This is a genomic window from Inquilinus ginsengisoli (genome assembly GCF_031453975.1).
GTDB lineage: Bacteria > Pseudomonadota > Alphaproteobacteria > DSM-16000 > Inquilinaceae > Inquilinus > Inquilinus ginsengisoli_A.
Genome location: NZ_JAVDPW010000004.1, coordinates 258,074 through 278,429, shown reverse-complemented (window position 1 = coordinate 278,429; position 20,356 = coordinate 258,074). Strand labels below are relative to the sequence as shown.

General features: G+C 67.3%; 17 protein-coding genes and 1 tRNA gene. 15 read left to right on the top strand and 3 right to left on the bottom strand.

Features of this window, described 5'->3' with window-relative positions; genetic code table 11:
- Window positions 1-63: 63 nt before the first annotated feature.
- Window positions 64-1,854 (bottom strand): trimethylamine N-oxide permease, encoded by a 1,791-nt coding sequence (locus tag E9232_RS12840; protein WP_309794502.1) that lies wholly within the window; start codon window positions 1,852-1,854, stop codon window positions 64-66.
- Between the two features lie 240 nt (window positions 1,855-2,094).
- On the opposite strand from E9232_RS12840, the gene E9232_RS12835 reads away from it, so the two are divergent.
- The 13 genes from E9232_RS12835 to E9232_RS12775 all read left to right on the top strand — a co-directional run bounded on the left by E9232_RS12835 (window position 2,095) and on the right by E9232_RS12775 (window position 16,983).
- Window positions 2,095-4,464 carry a trimethylamine N-oxide demethylase gene (locus E9232_RS12835; RefSeq protein ID WP_309794500.1) on the top strand — a complete coding sequence of 790 codons (2,370 nt, stop codon included), beginning with the start codon at window positions 2,095-2,097 and terminating at the stop codon, window positions 4,462-4,464.
- A gap of 130 nt (window positions 4,465-4,594) precedes the next feature.
- Window positions 4,595-5,278: a helix-turn-helix domain-containing protein gene (locus tag E9232_RS12830; RefSeq protein ID WP_309794498.1), complete on the top strand. Its 684-nt coding sequence runs from the start codon at window positions 4,595-4,597 to the stop codon at window positions 5,276-5,278.
- Window positions 5,279-5,370: 92 nt separating this feature from the next.
- Window positions 5,371-6,267 carry a class II glutamine amidotransferase gene (locus E9232_RS12825; protein WP_309794495.1) on the top strand — a complete coding sequence of 299 codons (897 nt, stop codon included), beginning with the start codon at window positions 5,371-5,373 and terminating at the stop codon, window positions 6,265-6,267.
- A gap of 55 nt (window positions 6,268-6,322) precedes the next feature.
- Window positions 6,323-7,009, top strand: coding sequence for a GXGXG domain-containing protein (locus tag E9232_RS12820; RefSeq protein WP_309794493.1), 687 nt, complete (start codon window positions 6,323-6,325; stop codon window positions 7,007-7,009).
- Window positions 7,010-7,021: 12 nt separating this feature from the next.
- Entirely contained in the window at window positions 7,022-8,350 is a 1,329-nt protein-coding gene (locus tag E9232_RS12815) for an FMN-binding glutamate synthase family protein (RefSeq protein WP_309794491.1), read from the top strand.
- Between the two features lie 78 nt (window positions 8,351-8,428).
- Complete coding sequence (glnT, locus tag E9232_RS12810) at window positions 8,429-9,736, top strand: type III glutamate--ammonia ligase (protein ID WP_309794488.1); 1,308 nt, start codon at window positions 8,429-8,431, stop codon at window positions 9,734-9,736.
- A gap of 176 nt (window positions 9,737-9,912) precedes the next feature.
- Window positions 9,913-10,797, top strand: a complete 885-nt coding sequence (purU, locus tag E9232_RS12805; RefSeq protein ID WP_309794486.1) for a formyltetrahydrofolate deformylase — start codon at window positions 9,913-9,915, stop codon at window positions 10,795-10,797.
- A gap of 3 nt (window positions 10,798-10,800) precedes the next feature.
- Entirely contained in the window at window positions 10,801-11,700 is a 900-nt protein-coding gene (gene folD / locus E9232_RS12800; protein ID WP_309794484.1) for a bifunctional methylenetetrahydrofolate dehydrogenase/methenyltetrahydrofolate cyclohydrolase FolD, read from the top strand.
- Window positions 11,701-11,807: 107 nt separating this feature from the next.
- Window positions 11,808-12,941, top strand: coding sequence for an aminomethyl transferase family protein (locus tag E9232_RS12795; protein WP_309794482.1), 1,134 nt, complete (start codon window positions 11,808-11,810; stop codon window positions 12,939-12,941).
- Window positions 12,942-12,950: 9 nt separating this feature from the next.
- Window positions 12,951-13,556, top strand: coding sequence for a dimethylamine monooxygenase subunit DmmA family protein (locus E9232_RS12790; RefSeq protein WP_309794480.1), 606 nt, complete (start codon window positions 12,951-12,953; stop codon window positions 13,554-13,556).
- Complete coding sequence (locus tag E9232_RS12785) at window positions 13,553-14,518, top strand: PDR/VanB family oxidoreductase (RefSeq protein WP_309794478.1); 966 nt, start codon at window positions 13,553-13,555, stop codon at window positions 14,516-14,518. Before E9232_RS12790 ends, E9232_RS12785 begins: the two co-directional genes overlap by 4 nt.
- Before the next feature lie 36 nt (window positions 14,519-14,554).
- Entirely contained in the window at window positions 14,555-15,595 is a 1,041-nt protein-coding gene (locus E9232_RS12780; protein ID WP_309794476.1) for a heme-dependent oxidative N-demethylase family protein, read from the top strand.
- Between the two features lie 50 nt (window positions 15,596-15,645).
- Window positions 15,646-16,983 (top strand): trimethylamine monooxygenase, encoded by a 1,338-nt coding sequence (locus E9232_RS12775; RefSeq protein ID WP_309794475.1) that lies wholly within the window; start codon window positions 15,646-15,648, stop codon window positions 16,981-16,983.
- 37 nt (window positions 16,984-17,020) lie between these two features.
- Here E9232_RS12775 and E9232_RS12770 read toward each other — a convergent pair whose 3' ends face one another.
- The gene (locus E9232_RS12770) at window positions 17,021-17,764 is read right to left on the bottom strand and encodes a phosphotransferase enzyme family protein (protein WP_309794472.1); all 744 of its coding nucleotides are present in this window, start codon (window positions 17,762-17,764) and stop codon (window positions 17,021-17,023) included.
- Window positions 17,765-18,006: 242 nt separating this feature from the next.
- Between E9232_RS12770 and E9232_RS12765 the strand changes: the two genes are divergently transcribed.
- Both E9232_RS12765 and E9232_RS12760 read left to right on the top strand, forming a co-directional pair.
- Window positions 18,007-18,083, top strand: a tRNA-Pro gene (locus tag E9232_RS12765).
- 63 nt (window positions 18,084-18,146) lie between these two features.
- Window positions 18,147-18,962 (top strand): aspartate dehydrogenase, encoded by an 816-nt coding sequence (locus E9232_RS12760; protein ID WP_309794470.1) that lies wholly within the window; start codon window positions 18,147-18,149, stop codon window positions 18,960-18,962.
- A gap of 21 nt (window positions 18,963-18,983) precedes the next feature.
- Here E9232_RS12760 and E9232_RS12755 read toward each other — a convergent pair whose 3' ends face one another.
- Window positions 18,984-20,333, bottom strand: a complete 1,350-nt coding sequence (locus E9232_RS12755; protein WP_309794468.1) for an MFS transporter — start codon at window positions 20,331-20,333, stop codon at window positions 18,984-18,986.
- Window positions 20,334-20,356 lie beyond the last annotated feature (23 nt).

Here is a 20,356-nt window from a genome sequence, read left to right as displayed (position 1 = left end):
CCGGGCAGAGGGCGGACCGCCCCTATGCGGCGCGGCGCATAGGGGCTTGGTCCTTTCGGGTCGTCACGCCGGCAGCTGGAACGCCCAGTTGGCGATCAGCACGATCGCCAGCCCGCCGGCAAGGGCCAGGTAGGGCAGCATGCCGGCCTTCCTGACCCCGAGGTCCTGGCCGACCAGGCCGAGATCGTCCATCGCGCCGGCGGGGAATTTGCCGCCATCGCGCACATAGTGGCGATAGGCGAACACCGGCAGGATCAGGGCGGCGAAGGCGAAGCCGATCCACAGCGCGTTCTCATAGCCCCAGACCTTCGCGCCGGCGCCGAGGAACAGCGCGTTGACGAAGGCCAGAACCGTGTTCAGCCCGATCAGCCAGGTCGGGGCCTTCCAGGGCCGCGCGATGTGTCCGGAATCGATCCGGTGGATCCAGCCGGAGTTGAGGTTGAGGAAGTTGAAGATGATGTAGCCGACGTTGGACACGGCCAGGACGAAGAAATAGCCGCCGGTGTCGGACGCGATCGCCAGCAGGACAAGGTTGAAGGTGAAGTCCGTCCACATCGCGCGGGTCGGGGCACCCTTCTCGTTCACATGCTCGAGATACTTCGGCAGCCAGCCGTCCTTGGACCCCTGGTACAGCGTGCGCGACGACCCGGCCATGGCGGTCATGATCGCCAGGAACAGGGCCAGGATCATCAGCGCGACCAGAATCTGCGTGATGACGGGGCCGGCGCTGATCAGCCCGCCCAAGACCTCGGCGACGCCGGTGCCGTCGACCACCCCGGTCGCCAGCATGCCTTCATGGCCGAGCACGCCCTGGAAGGTGAAGGGGATCAGGAAGAAGAACAGGCAGCAGGCCAGGCCGGAGTAGAAGATCGCCTTGAAGGTGTCCGTCTTCGGGTTGCGGAGCTCGCGGGTGTAGCAGACGGCCGTCTCGAAGCCGTAGGTCGACCACGCGGCGATGTAGAGGCCGCCGAGGAACAGCGTCCAGCCGCCATTGCTCCAGCTGCCCTCCACGGCGGAATAGGCCGCGCTCGGCGGCACCAGCCCGGTCACGTTCGCCCACTGGATCTGGCCGCTGAAGATCGGGTACAGGCCGATCAGCAGCAGCGGCACCAGCACGATGATCGCCAGCCATTTCTGCACGCTGGCGGTCTGGGCGATGCCGCGATGCTGGATCGCGAAGATGACCAGCATCAGGATCGCGCCGATGAAGAAGGTGGCGTTGATGTTGGCGGTGGCGAGGAACGGGATGCCGAAGCTGGTCAGCGACCAGGTGCGGATCGCGGGCGTCAGGGCCGCGACGCCGTCGGCGCTGAGCAGGGCCGAGATCGCATCGCTGGGCGTCGAGCCGGCATGCGCCGCCAGCCACTCCGCCACGCGCGGGCTGTCCGCGGTGATCGAGCCGGCATGGGCGGCGATCCAGGCCACCACCTGCTGCGCGTCGGCCGCCGGGATCGGGAAGAAGGCGTTGAGGATGTAGCCGGCGGCGATGGCGCAGCCCAGCGACAGCACCGGCGACCAGGCGAACCAGTTGCACCACACCGACAGCGGCGCGATGAACTTGGAATAGCGCAGCCAGGCAGTCGCGCCATAGACCGAGGCGCCGCCGGACTTGTTGCCGAACATGCCGGCGATTTCCGCATAGGTGAAGGACTGCAGGAAGCCCATCACCATCGAGATGATCCACACCACGAAGGCCAGCTTGCCTGTCGTGCCGGCGATGCCGCCGATGGAGAAGAGCACGAGCGGCGGCACGCCCGCGGCCACCCAGAACGCGCCTTTCCAGTCCAGGGCGCGGATCAGCCGGCCTTCGCCGCTGGCCGGGACCGCACCGTCCACATTCACCACGTCTGCCATTGGTGATGCTCCCCTGTCGTTGTTCAGGACGTTTCTTTTCACGCCTTGCTGAACGTGCCTCCCCCCGGCGCGTCCCACCGCGCCGCCGTCTCGGCGATCCGCATTCCCCCGCAGATCCGCCCCATTCGAAGCCTTTATACATAGTGAAGATATTTTCCCCTTGGTCAATATGGCTTTACTTTCGGACCGCATTTTGTAACCTGCGCTGCGTGCTCGACTGCGCCATTCCCGTGAGGGTCCATGCGAGATCTCCATCCGCTGACGGCCGGCGTGCGCCCTGCCTCCCCCAGCCTGATCCGCACTCCCGGCATCCCGGTGCTGCCGCCGGGGACCGAGCGGTATCGTGTGCGTGGCGGTGGCTCACTGGTCATGCGGGTCGAGGCCGGCGACCAGGTGATGGTGACCGACCTGGAGGGCGGCCAGGCCTGCGAGCTGTCGTTCCTCGATGAAGCCGGGCGGTTCCTCGCCGCCGGCCTCGGCCTGCCCTTCACCACCGCGGCCGACGGGCTGAAGGCCTGCCTCGCAGGCAACGATGACGGCGCCCGGCGCACCCGTGCCGCCCTGGCGCGGCGCGGTGCCGACCTGGCCTCCGCCGGCGCCGCCCGCCTGTTCGGCGAGGGCTCCCGGCCGGGCGAGCGGGCGGAATTCACCATCCAGGGCCAGGGGCTGCTGATCGCCGTGGCGCCCGGGGCGGTGATGCTGCCGGACGCCCAGGACACGGCGACGCCGATCGAGCTGCGGGTCCGGCGCAGCCGGCTGGTCCGCGACTACGCCGCGGCCCTGCCCGAACCGCTGGCCGACCCGATCGAGGACATCCGCATCCGTGCCGCCACCGCCTCGGCCTATGTCGTCCGGGCCGGCGACTTCATCCAGGTGATCGACGTCTACGGCCGGCAATGCACCGACTTCCAGGCCTTCTCGGCCCGCAAGGTCGACAAGGGCCTCGACCTCGCGCTGGATTCAACCGTCACCCGCACGCTGCTGGGCCGCAGCTATCCGGTGCCGGGCCTGCCCTCCAAGGCCTTCGACCGGGATTTCGAGCCGCTGGTCGAGATCGTGCAGGATACGGTCGGCCGTCACGACGCCTTCGCGACCGCCTGCAATTCCCGCTACTACGACGACATGGGCTATCCCGGGCATGTTAACTGCACCGAGAACTTCAACGCCGCCCTGGCGCCCTATGGCATCGCCGCCCGCAAGGGCTGGGAAGCGCTGAACTATTTCTACAACACCGCTATCGACCACACCAACCAGCTGTACCTCGACGAACCTTGGTCGCGCCCCGGCGACTATGTGCTGATGCGGGCGCTGACGGACCTGGTCTGCGTCTCCTCCTCCTGCCCTGATGATATCGACGCGGCCAATGGCTGGGACCCGACCGACATCCACATCCGGACGTTTTCCGGCAAAGAGACCTTCTCACGAGCGGTGGCCATTCGCATGACGCCCGACGCCGACCCGGAACTGACCCGCGAGACCGCCTTCCACCCCCGCCTGTCCGCGCTGACGCGGGACTATGTGGAGTATCGCGGCTACTGGCTGCCCAACCGCTTCGCCGCCACTGGGCCGGTCGAGGAATACTGGGCCTGCCGCGAGAAGGCCGTGGTGATCGACCTGTCGCCGCTGCGCAAGTTCGAGGTCACCGGCCCCGACGCCGAGGCCCTGCTGCAATATTGCCTGACCCGCGACGTGCGCAAGCTGTCGACCGGCCAGGTGGTCTATTCCGCCATGTGCTACGACCATGGCGGCATGATCGACGACGGCACGCTGTTCCGGCTCGGCGACCGCAACTTCCGCTGGATCGGCGGCGACGATGCCAGCGGCCTGTGGCTGCGCGAGCAAGCGGAGAAGATGGGCTTTAAGGCCTGGGTCCGGTCCTCGACCGACCAGATGCACAACATCGCGGTGCAGGGCCCGGCTAGCCGGGACATCCTCAAGGACATCATCTGGACCGCGCCGCGCCAGCTGACGATCGCAGAGCTCGAATGGTTCCGCTTCACCGTCGGCCGCATCGGCGGCTTCGAGGGCGCCCCGGTGGTGGTGTCGCGCACCGGCTACACCGGTGAGCTGGGCTATGAGGTCTTCTGCCACCCGAAGGACGCCGTGGCGGTGTTCGACGCCGTGTGGCAGGCCGGGCAGCCGCATGGCCTCAAGCCGATGGGGTTGGAGGCGCTGGACATGGTGCGGATCGAGGCCGGGCTGGTCTTCGCCAACCATGAATTCACCGACCAGACCGACCCGTTCGAGGCCGGCATCGGCTTCACCGTGCCGCTGAAGTCGAAGACCGACGATTTCATCGGCCGTACCGCGCTGATCGAGCGCAAGGAGCACCCGCGCCACCGTCTGGTCGGCCTCGACGTGCAGTCCAACGACGCGGTCGGCCATGGCGACTGCATCCATATCGGCCGAGCGCAGGTTGGCGTGGTGACCAGCGCCACCCGCTCGCCGATCCTCGGCAAGACCATCGCCCTGGCGCGGATCGACGTGACCCATGCCGCCGTCGGCACCGCGGTCGAGATCGGCAAGCTGGACGGCCACCAGAAGCGCCTGCCGGCCATCATCGTGCCGCTGTCGCATTACGATCCGCAGAAGACCCGGCCGCGAGCCTGAACACGGCTTCGGGCGCCGTGTCCCGCATGGCCCATGAGGACCACCGCGGCGCTCGAAGTTTTCTCCAGAGTTGAGGGAATTTCACTATGGCGATAGCCTGGACCCAGGCACCACTCGCCAGGACCCATCGATGACATCCAAGACCAAAGACCCGGCGCCGCAGAAGCCGCCGCGCGGCCGGGCCGTCGCGTTTTCCCAGGATCCGCATGCGGTGCGGGAGCCGAAGGACAACAACCTCGAAATGGCGATCGGCCACGAGGTGCGGGCCTATCGCAAGAAGCTCGGCATCACCGTGACGGACTTGGCCGCCGCCACCGGCATCTCGCTCGGCATGCTGTCGAAGATCGAGAACGGCAACATCTCGCCGTCGCTGACCACCCTGCAGTCGCTGTCGCGGGCGCTGGGCGTGCCGCTGACGGCGTTCTTCCGCGGTTATGAGGAGCCGCACAATGCGGTCTTCGTCAAATCGGGGCAGGGGGTCGAACTCGAACGCCGCGGCACGCGCGCCGGCCACCAGTACAACCTGCTCGGCTATATCGGCGGCGGCACCACCGGCGTCGTGGTCGAGCCGTACCTGATCACGCTGACCGCGGATTCGGACGTGTTCCCAACCTTCCAGCACGAGGGGATGGAGTTCCTCTACATGCTGGAAGGCGAGGTGGTCTACCGCCACGGCGACCAGCTGTTTCCGATGCAGCCGGGCGACAGCCTGTTCTTCGACGCCGATGCGCCGCACGGGCCGGAAGTGCTGGTGAAGCTGCCCAGCCGGTACCTGTCGATCATCAGCTACCCCCAGCGCTCGGCCAAGGGTTGACTTGCCCTGAAGGAAAAAATTATTCTTCGTAATTGAGGGAAGCGAAGCGGCCTGCTGCCCCTCGTCCGAAGGCAAAGCGGAGGGTTGCGGTCATGTGCGGGATTGTGGGTCTCTTCCTCAAGGACAGGAGCCTCGAGCCGCAGCTCGGCAGCCTGCTCTCGTCCATGCTGGTGACGATGACGGATCGCGGGCCGGACAGCGCCGGCATCGCGATCTATGGCGACACCGACCATCGCCACGCCAAGCTGACCATCCAGTCCGCCAATCCGAAAGCCGACTTCGCCGGCCTGGCGGGCGAGCTGCAAGGCGCGCTCGACGCGCCCGTGTCGATCGAGGTCAAGAGCACCCACGCCGTCCTCCTGCTGCCGAGGGACAAGCTGGACGAAGGCCGGGCGGCCATCACGCGGCTGCGGCCGGATGTCCGGGTGATGAGCAGCGGCGACGCGATCGAGATCTACAAGGAGGTCGGCTTGCCCAAGGACGTCCTGTCCCGCTTCGCCGTCGCCGGGATGTCCGGCACCCACGGCATCGGCCACACCCGGATGGCCACGGAATCCGCGGTCACCACGCTGGGCGCCCATCCGTTCTCGACCGGGTCCGACCAGTGCCTGGTGCACAACGGCTCGCTGTCGAACCACAACAATTTGCGCCGCGAGCTGCGGCACCAGGGCATGTCGTTCGAGACCGAGAACGACACCGAGGTCGCCGCCGCCTACCTGACCGCGGAGATGGCGAAGGGCAAGAATCTCGGCCAGGCGCTGGAAGGCGCGGTCGACGATCTCGACGGCTTCTTCACCTTCGTCGTCGGCACCAAATCCGGCTTCGGCGTGGTGCGCGACGCCATCGCCTGCAAGCCGGCGATCCTGGCCGAGACCGACCGCTACGTCGCCTTCGGGTCGGAATACCGCGCGCTGGTCAGCCTGCCCGGGATCGACACCGCCCGGATCTGGGAGCCGGAGCCGGCGACAGTCTATTTCTGGGAACGCTGAACGCCCCTCGCACGGCTTCCTCCCCCTCGGCTCGATCTCATCTCAGGGCGACACGATGCCAACATTCGACCTTGCCGCGACCTCCCTCCGCGACCTCAACCAGGCGCTGCACGACATCGCCCCGGGCGACAATGACCGGCAGTTCGAGGTCGTCAATCCGCGTGGCCACCATGCCGTCGCGGTCGGCGTCAGCGCGCCGGTGACGATCGATGTCAGAGGCAGCGTCGGCTACTACTGCGCCAGCATGAATGACGAGGCGACGATCACCATTCACGGCTCGGCCGGCCCGGGCGTCGCCGAGAACATGATGTCCGGCACCGTCGTGGTCAAAGGCGATGCCAGCCAATATGCCGGGGCGACCGGCTGCGGCGGCCTCCTGGTGATCGAAGGCAACGCCTCCTCGCGCTGCGGCATCTCGATGAAGGGCATCGACATCGTCGTGCACGGCAGCATCGGCCACATGTCCGCCTTCATGGGCCAGGCCGGCAACCTCGTCGTGCTGGGCGATGCCGGCGAAGCCCTGGGCGATTCCCTGTACGAGGCGCGCATCTTCGTGCGCGGCAAGGTCAAGAGCCTCGGTGCCGACTGCGTGGAGAAGGAGATGCGGCCGGAGCACATCGCCGTCCTGGCCGAACTGCTCGACAAGGCCGGCGTTACCAACGCCAGGCCGGAGGAGTTCAGCCGCTACGGCTCATCGCGCAAGCTCTACAACTTCCACGTCGACAATGCCGACGCCTATTGATCGAGGTTTGTCATGAGCTATCACAACCCGCCCACCAAGCCTCGGGTCTCGGCGACCTTCGACGAATACACCATCTCGGAAATCCGGCGGGCCGCAGCCACCGGCATCTATGACATCCGCGGCGCCGGCGCCAAGCGCCAGCTGCCGCATTTCGACGACCTGCTGTTCCTCGGCGCCTCGATCTCGCGCTATCCGCTCGAAGGCTATCGCGAGAAGTGCGGCACCAATGTCGTGCTCGGGGCGCGTCATGCCAAGAAGCCGATCGAGCTCAAGATCCCGATCACCATCGCCGGCATGAGCTTCGGGTCGCTGTCCGGCCCGGCGAAGGAAGCGCTCGGCCGCGGCGCCACGCTGGCCGGCACCTCGACCACCACCGGCGACGGCGGCATGACGGAGGAGGAGCGGGGCCATTCCGAATGCCTCGTCTACCAGTACCTGCCGTCGCGCTATGGCATGAACCCGCGCGACCTGCGCCGCGCCGACGCGATCGAGATCGTCATCGGCCAGGGGGCCAAGCCCGGCGGCGGCGGCATGCTGCTGGGCCAGAAGATCTCCGACCGGGTGGCCGAGATGCGCACCCTGCCGAAGGGCATCGACCAGCGCTCGGCCAGCCGCCATCCCGACTGGACCGGGCCGGACGATCTCGAGATCAAGATCCTCGAGCTGCGCGAGCTCACCAACTGGGAAAAACCGATCTATGTGAAGGTCGGTGGCGCCCGGCCCTATTACGACACCGCCCTGGCGGTGAAGGCCGGCGCCGACGTCATCGTGGTCGACGGCATGCAGGGCGGCACCGCGGCGACGCAGGAGGTCTTCATCGAGAATGTCGGCATGCCGACCCTGGCCTGCATCCGCCCGGCGGTGCAGGCGCTGCAGGATCTCGGCATGCACCGGCAGGTCCAGCTCATCATCTCGGGCGGCATCCGCAACGGCGCCGATGTCGCCAAGGCCCTGGCGCTGGGCGCCGATGCCGTGTCGATCGGCACCGCGGCGCTGATCGCGATCGGCGAGAACGATCCGCGCTGGGCGGCGGAGTATGAGGCGCTGGGCACCACCGCCGCCGCCTATGACGACTGGCACGAAGGCAAGGATCCGGCCGGCATCACCACCCAGGATCCGGAGCTGATGAAGCGGGTCGATCCGGTCGCGGCCGGCCGCCGGCTGGCGAATTATCTCAAGGTTATGGCGCTGGAAGCACAGACCATCGCCCGCGCCTGCGGCAAGAATCACGTGCACAACCTGGAACCCGAAGACCTCTGTGCCCTCACGGTCCCGGCCGCCGCCATGGCGCGGGTGCCGCTGGCGGGCACGGACTGGATCCCGGGCCAGGGACGCGACTGACGGCAGGCGGCTGGGGCGGACCGCCCCGGTCGCCTGATAACGACCAAAACGTCGACGGGAAGCCACAGGGGGCTGAGAATGACGCTGGACCTTGCTGCCTTTGCGAAAGACAGGGGCATCAAATATTTCATGATCAGCTACACCGACCTGTTCTCGGGTCAGCGCGCCAAGCTCGTCCCGGCCCAGGCGATCGCCGCGATGCAGGAGGACGGCGCGGGCTTCGCCGGCTTCGCCACCTGGCTCGACATGTCGCCGGCCCATGCCGACCTGTTTGCCGTGCCCGACCCGTCCTCCGTCATCCAGCTGCCGTGGAAGAAGGATGTCGCCTGGGTCGCCAGCGACTGCAGGCTGGATGGGGAACTGCTCGCCCAGTCTCCGCGCAACGTGCTGAAGCGCCTGGTCAAGGAAGCCGCGGCCGAAGACAAGCGGGTGAAGACGGGGGTCGAGGCCGAATTCTTCCTGGTCACCCCCGACGGCAACCGGATCTCGGACGAACTCGATACGGCGGGCAAGCCCTGCTACGACCAGCAGGCGCTGATGCGCCGCTACGACATCATCGCCGAGATCTGCGACTACATGCTGGAGCTCGGCTGGGGCGCCTACCAGAACGACCATGAGGACGCCAACGGCCAGTTCGAGATGAACTGGGAGTTCGACGATGCGCTGCAGACCGCCGACAAGCATTCCTTCTTCAAGTTCATGGTCAAGTCGATCGCCGAGAAGCACGGGCTGCGCGCGACCTTCATGCCCAAGCCGTTCAAGGGGCTGACCGGCAATGGCTGCCATTGCCACATCTCGGTGTGGGACAACAGCGGCCGGACCAACGTCTTCGCCGACCGGGAGGCCGAATTCGGGCTGTCGGCCGAGGGCCGCGAGTTCCTCGGCGGCATCATGAAGCACGCCTCAGCGCTGGCGGCGATCACCAACCCGACGGTCAATTCCTACAAGCGGATCAACGCGCCGCGCACGATTTCGGGCGCCACCTGGTCGCCGAACTCGGTGACCTGGACCGGCAACAACCGCACCCATATGGTGCGGGTGCCCGGCCCCGGCCGGTTCGAGCTGCGGCTGCCGGACGGCGCGGTCAACCCGTACCTGCTGCAGGCCGTGATCATCGCCGCCGGGCTGGACGGCGTGCGCACCCATGCCGATCCGGGGCCGCATCACGACATCGACATGTACACCGAAGGCCATCTCGTGAAGAACGCGCCGCGCCTGCCGCTCAACCTGCTCGACGCGCTGCGCGCCTATGATGAGGACGAAGGCCTCAAGCAGGCGATCGGCGCGGACTTCTCTGCCGCCTATCTCAAGCTCAAGCACCAGGAGTGGAACGCCTACGCGTCCCACTTCACCCAATGGGAACAGGACACCACGCTCGATATCTGATATCGGCGGTTGATCTGTCGAACCGTGATGGCGCGGCGCGGCGATCCAGGTCTTCCGGCTGCCGGATCGCCGCTTTTAAGCTCAAGGGCGGCGCTTTGCGCCGTGCATGACGGTCTCGCACAGCCGATAAGTCGCATGCCTGTTTTTGCAACGACCTAGGCCTCGGGATGGACCGGATGAAGAACTTCGTGCTGACCGTATCGTGCAGGTCGACCCGCGGCATCGTCGCCGCGATCTCCACCTATCTCGCAGGGCAGGGCTGCAACATCATCGACAGCTCGCAATTCGACGATCTCGACACCGGCGAGTTCTTCATGCGGGTGAGCTTCATTTCCGAGGAAGGCCGGTCCGAGGCCGACCTGCGCGCCGGCTTCGCCGCAGTCGCGGCGCCGTTCGGCATGACCTATGAGTATTACGACAGCGAGCGTCGGCCGAAGGTGATGCTGATGGTGTCACGCTTCGGCCATTGCCTGAACGACCTGCTGTACCGCTGGAAGATCGGCGCCCTGCCGATCGACATCGTCGGCGTCGTCTCGAACCACTTCGACTACCAGAAGGTCGTGGTCAACCACGACATCCCCTTCCACCACATCAAGGTGACGAAGGAGAACAAGCCGCGGGCCGAGGCGCAGATCATGGAGCTGGTGGAGCAGACCGGCACCGAGCTGATCGTGCTGGCCCGCTACATGCAGGTGCTGTCGGACGAGATGTGCCGGACGATGTCGGGGCGCATCATCAACATCCACCATTCCTTCCTGCCCAGCTTCAAGGGCGCCAACCCCTACAAGCAGGCCTATGAGCGCGGCGTGAAGCTGATCGGGGCGACGGCGCATTACGTCACCGCGGATCTCGACGAAGGCCCGATCATCGAGCAGGATACCGCCCGCATCACCCATGCCCAGAGCGCCGAGGACTACGTCTCGATCGGCCGCGACGTGGAAAGCCAGGTGCTGGCCCGGGCCGTGCATGCCCATATCCACCACCGCACCTTCATCAACGGCAACCGCACCGTGGTCTTCCCGGCCAGCCCGGGCAGCTACGCCTCGGAACGGATGGGCTGACCGATGGCGCAGGTCATCGACGGACGGCAGGTCGCCGCCTCCATCACCGGCACGGTGAAGGCGGCGGCCGCGGCGCTGGAGGCCGAGACCGGCGTGAAGACCGGCTTGGCCGTCGTCATCGTCGGCGACGATCCGGCCAGCCACGCCTATGTCGGCGCCAAGGGCCGGATGGCGAAGGAATGCGGCTTCAATTCCGTGCAGCACACGCTGCCGGCGACGACGACGCAGGCGGATCTGGCGGCGCTGGTCGCCGCGCTGAACGCCGACCCGTCGATCCACGGCATCCTGGTCCAGCTGCCGCTGCCGAAGCCGCTGGCATCCGACCCGATCATCCAGTCGATCCTGCCGGACAAGGATGTCGACGGGCTGCATGTCGTCAATGCCGGCAAGCTGGCGACCGGCGACCTCGCCACCGGCCTCGTCTCCTGTACCCCGGCCGGCGCCATGGTCTTCGTCCGCCGCACCCATGGCGACGACCTGTCGGGCCTCAGCGCCGTGGTGATCGGCCGGTCCAACCTGTTCGGCAAGCCGATGGCGCAGCTGCTGCTCAACGCCAACGCCACGGTCACCATCGCCCATTCGCGCACCGCCGACCTGCCGGAGGTCTGCCGCCGCGCCGACATCCTGGTCGCCGCCGTCGGCCGGCCGGAAATGGTGCGGGCCGGCTGGATCAAGCCCGGCGCCACCGTGATCGATGTCGGCATCAACCGGGTCCCGGCGCCGGAAAAGGGCGAGGGCAAGACCCGGCTGGTCGGCGATGTCGCCTTCGCCGAAGCGGCCGATGTGGCCGGCGTTCTCACCCCTGTTCCGGGCGGCGTCGGGCCGATGACGATCGCCATGCTGATGGCCAACACCGTGATCGCGGCGCATCGCGCGGCCGGCCGGGTGCCGCCGGCCTTCTAGGCCGGGCCCAAGGCCGGCCAACCGCACAAGATCGGCTTGTCACGGCGCGAAACATGCCTATAGTGAGGAAATAAATATTCTGTAGAGTAAAAACAGGGGACCGGACGATGGCTCTATCGTGGCGCTTTTCAGCCCTGGCCGACCGTCATCGCGCGCTGGGGTCGAAGCTCGAGGACTGGAGCGGCATGGGCACCGCCTGGACCTACGCCAAGGACATGTCGGAAGAGCATGTGGCGGTCCGGACCAAGGCCGGCCTGATGGATGTGTCGGGCCTGAAGAAGGTCCACCTGGTCGGGCCCCACGCGATCGCCGTGCTCGAATACGTCACCACCCGCAGCATGGCCAAGATCACGCCCGGCCGGTCGGTCTATGCCTGCATGCTGAACGACCGCGGCTACTTCACCGAGGACTGCATCGTCTACCGCACCGGGCCGAATGCCTGGATGCTGGTCCACGGCTCCGGCTCCGGCCATGAGGAAATCGCCAAGCAGGCGGCGGGGCGCAACTGCGCCGTGCTCTTCGACGACGACCTGCACGACCTGTCGCTGCAGGGGCCGCTGGCGGTCGACTATCTGGCCCAGCACGTCCCCGGCATCCGCGACCTCAAATACTTCCACCACATGCAGACCACGCTGTTCGGCGTGCCGGTGATGATCTCGCGCACCGGCTACACCGGTGAGCGCGGCTACGAGATCTTCGTCCGCGGCCAGGATGCGCCGCTGGTGTGGGACCGCATCGTCGAGGAGGGCAAGGGCATGGGCATCATCCCGTGCTGCTTCAGCGTCCTCGACATGCTGCGGGTCGAAAGCTACCTGCTGTTCTACCCCTACGACAATTCGCAGATGTACCCCTTCGCCGATCAGGGCCCGGGGGATTCGCTGTGGGAGCTGGGCCTCGACTTCACCGTCAGCCCGGGCAAGACCGGCTTCCGCGGGGCGGAGGAGCATATCCGGCTGCAGGGCAAGGAGCGGTTCAGGATCTTCGGCATGCTGATCGATGCCGACCGCCCGGCCGATGCCGGCGACGAGGTCTGGGCCGATGGCCGCAAGGTCGGGGTCATCACCTGTCCCTGCTATTCCTCGCTGACCCGGAAATCCATGGCGATCGCGCGGCTCGATGTCGACAAGGCCGTGCATGGCACCAAGCTCGAAGTGCGTGGCAAGGCGCTGGAGGCAGCGGCCAGCTCCCACACGCTGCCCTTCGACGACCCGGAGAAGAAGAAGCGGACCGCCGTGGGCTGAGGGCCGGCCATGCTCGTCGCAGGCATCAAGAGCCGGCCGGTCTACCGGGGACTCGACATCCAGCCCCACGCCCGGCGGCATGTCTTCGCGCTCGAAGGGGAGGGGGCGCTGGCCCTGCTCGACCGGCGGGTGGCGCTCGACAGCCCGATCCTGTCCCGCAGCGAGATCCTGTACGCGCCCTGCGGCTCGCAGGGGCGGGGGTATGACGACGCTCTGTTGGGTCTCGGCGCCAATGCCTTCAGCACCGTGCCCAGCATCGCCACGCTGGTGTTCCGGCTGAACGGCACGCTGGCGACGGCGCGGATGGGCACGCGGCTCTACATCTCCGGCACCGAAGGCTTCATCGGCCAGGCCATGGCGGTGGCGCTCGACCGCGGCATGGACCATGCCTCGGTGATCACCGAGCATCGCGGGTCGCTGGCCCGGCGGGTCCAGTGCGTCCATTGCAAGGGCATCACCGAGGACGTGACCACCAGCCCCTTCGCCTGCAGCCATTGCGGCCTGGCGCTGCTGGTGCGCGACCACTATTCGCGCCGGCTTGGCGCCTTCCAGGGCGTGAATGTCGATGCCGAGGCACCGGGCACCGCACCGGCGCCAGAGGAGCTGTTCCGGTGAGCGGCGGCACCGAACTCCCCGTCCGCGTGACCCGCATCACCCCGGTGGCCGAACGGGTCAAGCGCTTCCGCTTCGAGCGGCTGGACGGCCAGCCGATGCCGTATTTCTCCGGCGGCGCCCATGTCATCGTCTCGATGGACGATGACGGCCATATCCGCCGCAACGCCTATTCGCTGATGTCGCCGCCGCATGACTGCTCAGCCTATGAGGTCAGCGTGCTGCATGTCGAGAATTCGCGCGGCGGGTCGACCTTCCTGCACGAGCGGGTGCGGGAAGGTGATGCGCTGCGGATCAGCCACCCGATCAACCTGTTCCAGCCGGATTGGCGCGGCCGCAAGCACCTGCTGGTCGCCGGCGGCATCGGCATCACGCCCTTCATCGCCATGATGGAGCAGTTCGCCCGCGAAGGGCTGAATTTCGAGCTGCACTACGCCATCCGCAGCCGCGACCGCGGCGCCTATTGGCGCGAGCTGGCGGACCGCTACGGCCCGCACCGCGTCACGATCTACTGCGATGCGGAGGGCGATGTCCTCCCGCTCGGCCGCCTGCTCGACAGCCAGCCGCTCGGCACGCATCTCTATGTCTGCGGGCCGTCCGGCATGATCGACGGCGTCCTGAAGGCAGGGATGGAGGCCGGCTGGCCGGCCGAGAATCTGCACTTCGAGCGCTTCCTGGCGCCGCTGCCCGGCAAGCCCTTCACCATCCAACTGCTGCGGTCGGGCAAGACCGTCCATGTGGGCCACCACGAAAGCATGCTGGATGCGATCGAGGCGGCGGGCGTCGATGCGCCGTTCCTGTGCCGCGGCGGGGCCTGCGGCCAGTGCGAGGCCGCGGTCGTCGCCTGCGACGGCACGCTGCTGCATCACGATGTCTATCTGACCGACGAAGAAAAGGCGGCCGGCGGCAAGGTCATGGTCTGCGTGTCCCGCTTCGAGGGGACGACGTTGCATCTCGACCTGTAGCAGGCAGCCATAGAGCGCGGGACAAGGAGGCCGGACATGGCGATCGTCTTCAAGCAGGAGACCTTCCGCGACGATTTCAGCTACCGCAACAGCCCGGAGAATATCCGCCGGTTCCCGTTCCCGTTCCACGAAGACGCCTACATGTACTCCGTCAACATGGAGCCGCATGTCCGGGGGCAGGCGGGCACGGTCTACGAGAACCTGATCGACGTCGACGAGCACTATGTCGCCGAGATGCGGGACCGGGCGCTGGTGCTGGCCGAGGATCCGCTGCGCTACCAGGCCCTGCCGCACATGATGAGCGCGCAATGGGACACGCTGGAACTACTGATGGAGGAACAGGCAGCCGGCTACCCCGACCATTTCACCCTGATCCGCAACGGCGACCAGTGGCGCTGGATCAACCGGCCGCTCGGCATCGACGACAGCTTCACCTTCGGCAACCTGTCGACGCTGCCCTATGAGCCGTTCGAATACATCACCCGGCAGGCCCAGGGCGATTTCTGCATCGTCGACCAGCGCAACGGCAATCTGTGGATGGATGCCGGCATGGTCACGACCCAGGCCGACTGGTCGCTGGATTTCGACCTCGGCATGAACTTCATGGAATGGCACGGGCCGGTGCCGCTGGCGCACCAGATCGGGGTGTTCGACCGGGCGCTGAAGTTCCTGCTCAACCTGCAGCAGGGCCGGCCGACGCGCCGGTTCAACTGGACCATGACGATCAATCCGCGGCTCGACACCAGCCCGGAGAACTATCCGAAATGGGGCCCGGACCGGGCGACCGTGACGCCGGACAATGTCGGCGAGAAGGTGCATCTGCGGGTCGAGCTGCAGACGCTGTGGCGGCTGCCGCGGTCGAACGCGATCCTGTTCGTCATCCGCTGCTACCTGATGAACATGAACGAGCTGGTGACGGTGCCGAAATGGGCGCGGCGCCTGCCGCGGGTGCTGCGGACGCTGCCGCCGGAGCTGGTCGACTACAAGGGGCTGACCCGCTACCGCGAGGACACGATCGCCTGGCTGTCGGCCCATGACGACGGCGCCCCGACCAGCCCCGGCATCTGGCCGGATTGAACGACGAAGATGCGCTTTAAGAACAGCATGCCAGCGACAGGGGACCATCCATGACCAGAGTAGCCGTCATCGGCGCCGGCCCATCCGGCCTTGCCCAGCTGCGGGCCTTCCAGTCCGCCGCCCAGAAGGGGGCCGAGATCCCGGAGGTCGTCTGCTTCGAGAAGCAGGCCGATTGGGGGGGCTTGTGGAACTACACCTGGCGCACCGGGCTGGATGAGTATGGCGAGCCGGTGCATGGCAGCATGTACCGCTACCTCTGGTCCAACGGGCCGAAGGAATGCCTGGAATTCGCCGACTATTCCTTTGAGGAGCATTTCGGCAAGCCGATCGCGTCCTACCCGCCGCGGGCCGTGTTGTGGGACTACATCAAGGGCCGGGTCGAAAAGGCGGATGTCCGCAAGTGGGTGCGCTTCAGCACGCCGGTGCGCATGGTCAAGTTCGACGCGGAGACAAAGAAGTTCACGGTGACGGCCCACAACCGCATTGAAGACCGCATGTATGACGAGGCGTTCGACTACGTCGTCGTCGCCAGCGGCCATTTCTCGACGCCGAACGTCCCCTATTTCGAGGGCGTGAAGACCTTCAACGGTCGGGTGCTGCACGCCCACGACTTCCGCGATGCGGTCGAGTTCAAGGGCAAGGACATCCTGATCGTCGGCCGCAGCTATTCGGCCGAAGACATCGGCTCGCAGTGCTGGAAATACGGCGCCAAATCGGTGACCACGAGCTACCGCTCGAAGCCGATGGGCTTCAAATGGCCGAAGAACTTCGAGGAGCGGCCGCTGCTGACCCGGCTGGAGAACCGCACGGCGCATTTCCTCGACGGTTCCTCAAAGGATGTCGATGCGCTGATCCTTTGCACCGGCTACCAGCATCACTTCCCGTTCCTGCCGGATGATCTGCGGCTGAAGACCGCCAACCGGCTGTGGAGCGACAGCCTGTACAAGGGCGTGGTCTATGACCGCAACCCGCAGCTGTTCTACATCGGCATGCAGGACCAGTTTTATACCTTCAACATGTTCGACGTTCAGGCCTGGTGGGCGCGCGACGTCATGATGGGCCGGATCGAGCTGCCGCCGGAGGCCGAGCAGACGGCGCATTTCGCCAAGTGGCGCGCGCGGGAGGAGACGCTGGACGGCGCCGAGCAGATGATCTGGTTCCAGGGCGACTATGTGAAGGAGCTGCTGGCCGAGACCGACTACCCGCCCTTCGACATCGAGGCCACCAACCAGACCTTCATGGAGTGGGAGCACCACAAGGCGGAGGACATCATGGGATTCCGCAACCACGCCTATCGGTCGCTGATGACCGGCACCATGTCGCCGAAGCACCACACGCCCTGGCTGGAAGCGCTCGACGATTCCATGGAAGCCTATCTCGGAGGCTGAGGCGCCGGTCGATGTCTGGTTGTGGCGCTGCCGCTGCTCAGACCGCTCGAACTTCGGCAAGTCGCTTGATCGCGTGCTCGTCGTCCCAGCAGACGGCGGCTTCCCATGCGGCCGACGCTTGCGCGGCGATGTCATGCGCGCCGCCGTCGAGACCGGCGGCGTTGTAGGGCAGCACCAGGTCGAGGTCGGGGACGTCGACATGCGCCTCGTCCCAGTCGATCAGCGTCACCCGATCCGCGGTCATGCGGACATTGCCGGGGTTGTTGGGGTTGCCGTGGACGACGCAGGTCCGACGTCCGACCAGCCGCGCCCACGCCGCCCGGCATCGCGCAACGCCCTCGGGCGGCATCGCGGCGAGATCGATCTTGGTCCCGGTCTCGGCGTGCAGGAGGTCGGTCGACGATCGCCAGCCTGGGCGCTGCGGCCAGCCCTGCGTCAACCGATGCAGCCGGCGGAGCGTGTCGGCCACGCGACCCCAGTCGGCCTCCGTCTCGGGCGGTCCGCCCTCCACATAGGTCATCACCACCAGACCGTCCGCGAACAGCCGGCCGTCCGTCGTCGGGATCGGCACCGGCACGGCCAGACCTTCACGATCGAGGTGTTGGAGCAGCGCGGTCTCCCAGGCGAGATCGGCGTCGCTCCTGGCCCCGAGACGACCGACCGCGAGGCGCCCGCGGACACGCACGCTCCACACGTCGTTGGCAACTCCGCCAGCGAGCGGTTCGATGCGAGCTGCGTCTTCACCCCACTGCCTGAGTGCCTCCCATCCCACTGGCGACATCTTCGTCCAACCCGATTGGTGCTTGACTTTAACTTAACGCAAGTCTGGAACAGCGTAACCGTTCAGGCCGTCGCGGATGATCTCGCATGCTGAGAACGGAGAAGCAACACCGGTCGGGACTATGTCGGGACTCTTGCTGACTCGTCCTGATGATCGGTGATGTTTCGTTCTCCTGGGCTTTAAAGATGACCCTTGCCAAACCCTTGTGAAATCTCTAGGAAATCTGCGGTGTTTCGGGCCGTCGGGGCGTAGCGCAGTCTGGTAGCGCGCCTGCTTTGGGAGCAGGATGTCGGGAGTTCGAATCTCTCCGCCCCGACCATCCGACCGCCCGCTCAGCCCCGAAAAAATCACGCTCGCCCGGTCCCTGGTGGAAGGCTGATCCGTGCCGACAGAACCCGTGCCCCGGCCGCCCTTGCGCCTCGCCCTGGTGGGATGGGGCGCGATCGGCCGCCGCGTCGTCCAACTGCTGGCCGAGCGCGACGCCGGCATCGTCCTGGCCGGCATCGCCGCGCGGACTCGTCCCGCGGAACTGCCGTCCGGCGTGCCCTGGCTGCAGCACCCCGACGACCTCGGCGCGGCAACGCCCGACCTGGTGGTCGAGGCGGCAGGCCGGGACGCCGTCGAGCCCTGGGGCCACGCGGCGCTGCGGCTTGCGCGTGGCTTCGCCGTGTCCTCGACCAGCGCCTTCTGCGATGACGGGGTGCTGGACCGCCTCGTCGCCACGGCGGAGCGGCATGGCAGCCAGATCCTGATTCCGCCCGGCGCCCTGGCCGGCGTCGACGCGCTCGCGGCCGCCGCGGCGCTGCCGCTGGACGAGGTGCGGCACCAGATCGTGAAGCCGCCCGCGGCGTGGCGGGGAACGCCGGCGGCGGGGCTGGTCGACCTCGACCGCCTGACCGAGGCCACGGTGTTCTTCGCCGGCTCGGCGCGCGAGGCGGCGGGCCGGTTCCCGGCGAACGCCAATGTCGCCGCCATCGCGGCGCTGGCCGGCATCGGCCTCGACCGGACCCGGGTCGAACTCGTGGCCGACCCGAAGGCCGTCGGCAACGGCCATCGCCTGCGGGCCACCGGCGCCTTCGGCACGCTCGACATCGCGATCGAGAACCGGCCGCTGGCGACCAACCCGAAATCCTCCGAGATGGCCGCCCTCAGCCTCGTCCGGCTGGTCGAGAACCACGTTCGGCCGCTCTGCCGGTAGCGGCCGTCGCTGCACCGGTCGCTATGCCGGCGCGGGCGCGACCGCCTCGATGCTCTTGCGCTCGGGTTCGATCCCCAGCCAGGCGACCACGACGATCAGCAGGACCAGGGCCACGCCCATCAGCGTCAGCACGCCGGCGACACCGTGCTGGGCCAGGATCGGGGCGATCAGCAGCGGCACCACGATGCTGGCGCTCCGCCCGGCCGCATTGCTGATGCCAACGCCGCGCAGCCGGAGCTCGGTCGGGAACAGCTCCGGGATGTAGACTGCGAACAGCGCCGCGACCAGGACGTAGATCGGGATGGTCAGCAGGAAGCCGATCGCCGCGGTCAGGATGATGTCCTGGGACAGCGGGAACGCGGCGCTCAGCAGGATGGCGACGGCGGCTGCGGTGATAATGGTGCGCTTGCGCCCGAACAGGTCGGCCGAGACCGCCCCCAGCGCCGACCCGATCGGCCCGCCCACCGCCATCAGCAGGGCGAAGGCGGTGCTGCTCGCGATGGTCTGGCCTTGGCCGATGAAGATGGTCGGCAGCCAGGTGACGAAGCCGTAGATCAGGGTGTTGACCACCATCAGCGACACGCAGCCGACGATCAGCCGCGACAGCAGTGGCGCGCGCAGGAGGTCGGCGGCACGGCCCGGGGCGACCGGCCTGGCCGACAGGTCGGGCGCCGGCAGGGCGCCGCCCATCGCGGCATGGCGCTCGATGTCGGACACCAGCGCCTCCGCCTCGGCCTGGCGCCCGACCGCCTCGAGCCAGCGCGGGGATTCGGGCAGGCCGCGCCGCAGCAGCCAGGCGATCAGGGCGCCGACGCCGCCCAGGATGAACATCACCCGCCAGCCGAAGGTCGGGACCAGCAGCCAGGCCATGAGGGCGGAGGCGGGCAGGCCGCAGGTCACGGTGGTGGCGATCAGCCCGGACCAGCGGCCGCGGACCTTCGGCGGGAAGAATTCGGTGACGATGGAATAGCCGACCACGGTCTCCGCCCCCAGACCCAGCCCCATCAGGAACCGCAGGACGATCAGCGTCTCCATGTTGGGCGCGAAGGCCGAGGCGATCGAGGCGGCGCCGAACACGATCAGGTTGAGCTGGTAGGTGCGGCGGCGCCCGTAGCGGTCGCCCAGGAAGCCGGTCAGGAACGCCCCCAGCGTCATCCCCACGAAGGTCATGGAGATGAACAGGCCGTTCTGCGCCAGCGTCGAGAAGCCGGATTTGTAGGCGGCCCCCAGCACGCTGGCGGCGATGTAGATGTCGAAGCCCTCGAAGAACATGCCGACGGCGACGAGGCCGAAGACCTTGCGGTGGAAGGCCGAGACCGGCAGGCGGTCCAGCCGTGCCCCGATGGTGGCGCCGGCGGTTACGGATGACATCGTGCAGTCCCCCTGTTCGCAGG